Below are 1,687 nucleotides of genomic sequence, written 5' to 3' on the forward strand. Positions count from 1 at the left end.
GCTTTCAAGAAATTGAGAAGCTTGCCCGCTTCTTCCGCCAGAACGGCAAACCATGATATACTCTCTAGACTTATCCAGTTCATTCATACGAAATTCTAATAAACCAAGAGGAATGTGAATTGCTCCTGGAATTTTACCAGCCTCTACTTCTTCTACTTCTCGAACATCGATTAAATTTAGTGATTTACCTTCTTCTACTAATGTTTCCACTTCTTTAGCAGTTAATTGTTTCATTTTTTCTCCTCCTTTATCTCCAGGCACTCATACCGCCTTTTACATTTGTCACTTTAGTGAATCCTGATTTTTTCAACATTTTACTGGCGTTTTGACTTCTCATTCCACTTTGGCAGATAACGACTACTTCCTTGTCTTTAGAAAGTTCCTTCTCCGCTTTTTTCATAAGTTGTTGAAGAGGGAGGTTTTTAAATCCTCTTATGTTATTTCCCTTGAATTCCACAGGAGTACGGACATCAATAAATTGTTTATTCTTATCTTTCAATTCATTCCTTAGTTCCATTGTTGAAATCTGTCTAACACCTTTTGCAGGAAAAACTCGTTTAATGATAAAAAACAAAACCAGTCCGATTACTATATAATTTAGATATTCCACAATTAGTCCTCCCTTTGTATGTAGGGGAAATATCCCCTATGGTCTAAATGAATAAGTTCACATTACCATCTTCAGCATCTGCTAAATATGCCGCTACACCCGCATACTCGATATTTTCTAAAAGTTCTTCTTTTTGAAGGCCTAATAGATCCATTGTCATCGTACAAGCAACCAATTTCACATCTTGTTCTTTTGCCATGTCAATTAGATCCGGCAATGGCATTGCATTATGCTTTTTCATTACATCTTTGATCATCTTGGGACCAAAACCGGCAAAGTGCAATTTTGAAAGACCCATTTTATCTGCACCTCTTGGCATCATTTTTCCAAACATTTTTTCCATGAATCCTTTATTCACTTCGATATTCTCATCTTTTCTAAGAGCATTTAATCCCCAGAATGTATGAAAAATTGTTACTTCATGATCATAAGCTGCTGCACCATTCGCAATGATATAAGCCGCCATTGCTTTATCATAATCACCACTAAATAAGACAATTGTAGTTTTTTTCTTTTCTGTCATGGCGTTTTCCTCCCTTTGAATATATACCCAATAGGGTATTAATGTTGGTAAAAAAATTTATCCTTTTTAATCTAATTTTATTTCATTTTTGAATCTAACTCATTTTCTATATTCAGAGTATCTCTATTCTTACGTTTTATACCCCTCTGGGTATTATAATAATAAAAATTAAAGTGGATGTCAACCCTATTATCTTATCGGCTTTTTACCAGTAAGTTTACTGCCTCTTTTACTAGTTCTTCTGTATTTGTTTTTCCGCTTTCTTCTGCTTCACGTACACATTCAACTAAATTAGAACTCACAACAACGCCAATCGTCCTGTCAATGGCTGTTCTTGCTGCAGACAGTTGCGTATTAACATCTTTACAATCTTTGTTTTCTTCCATCATTTTTAAAATTCCCCTAAGCTGACCTTCAATGCGCTTTACTCTGTTTTTCATTTGATCATTGTATTCCACCTAATTACCTCCTTTAAATCCATGTTGATTCGAAAGTGACAGGTAAATATATAATCCAACTGGTGTAATAGATCAGTTACTATTTTGAGTAAAGGT

General features: G+C 34.6%; 4 protein-coding genes. All 4 read right to left on the reverse strand.

Annotation, left to right across the window (positions count from 1 at the left end; translation table 11 throughout):
* A partial coding sequence (locus BSG1_RS19345; protein ID WP_044023214.1) for a rhodanese-like domain-containing protein occupies positions 1-234 on the reverse strand: 234 nt, incomplete at its 3' end.
* Between the two features lie 13 nt (positions 235-247).
* Positions 248-610: a rhodanese-like domain-containing protein gene (locus BSG1_RS19350; RefSeq protein WP_006838937.1), complete on the reverse strand. Its 363-nt coding sequence runs from the start codon at positions 608-610 to the stop codon at positions 248-250.
* Positions 611-653: 43 nt separating this feature from the next.
* Entirely contained in the window at positions 654-1,133 is a 480-nt protein-coding gene (locus BSG1_RS19355; protein ID WP_006838938.1) for a DsrE/DsrF/DrsH-like family protein, read from the reverse strand.
* 194 nt (positions 1,134-1,327) lie between these two features.
* Positions 1,328-1,591, reverse strand: a complete 264-nt coding sequence (locus tag BSG1_RS19360; RefSeq protein WP_006838939.1) for a metal-sensitive transcriptional regulator — start codon at positions 1,589-1,591, stop codon at positions 1,328-1,330.
* Between the last annotated feature and the right edge of the window lie 96 nt (positions 1,592-1,687).

The organism is Bacillus sp. SG-1 (genome assembly GCF_000181495.1).
Lineage (GTDB): Bacteria > Bacillota > Bacilli > Bacillales > Bacillaceae_B > Rossellomorea.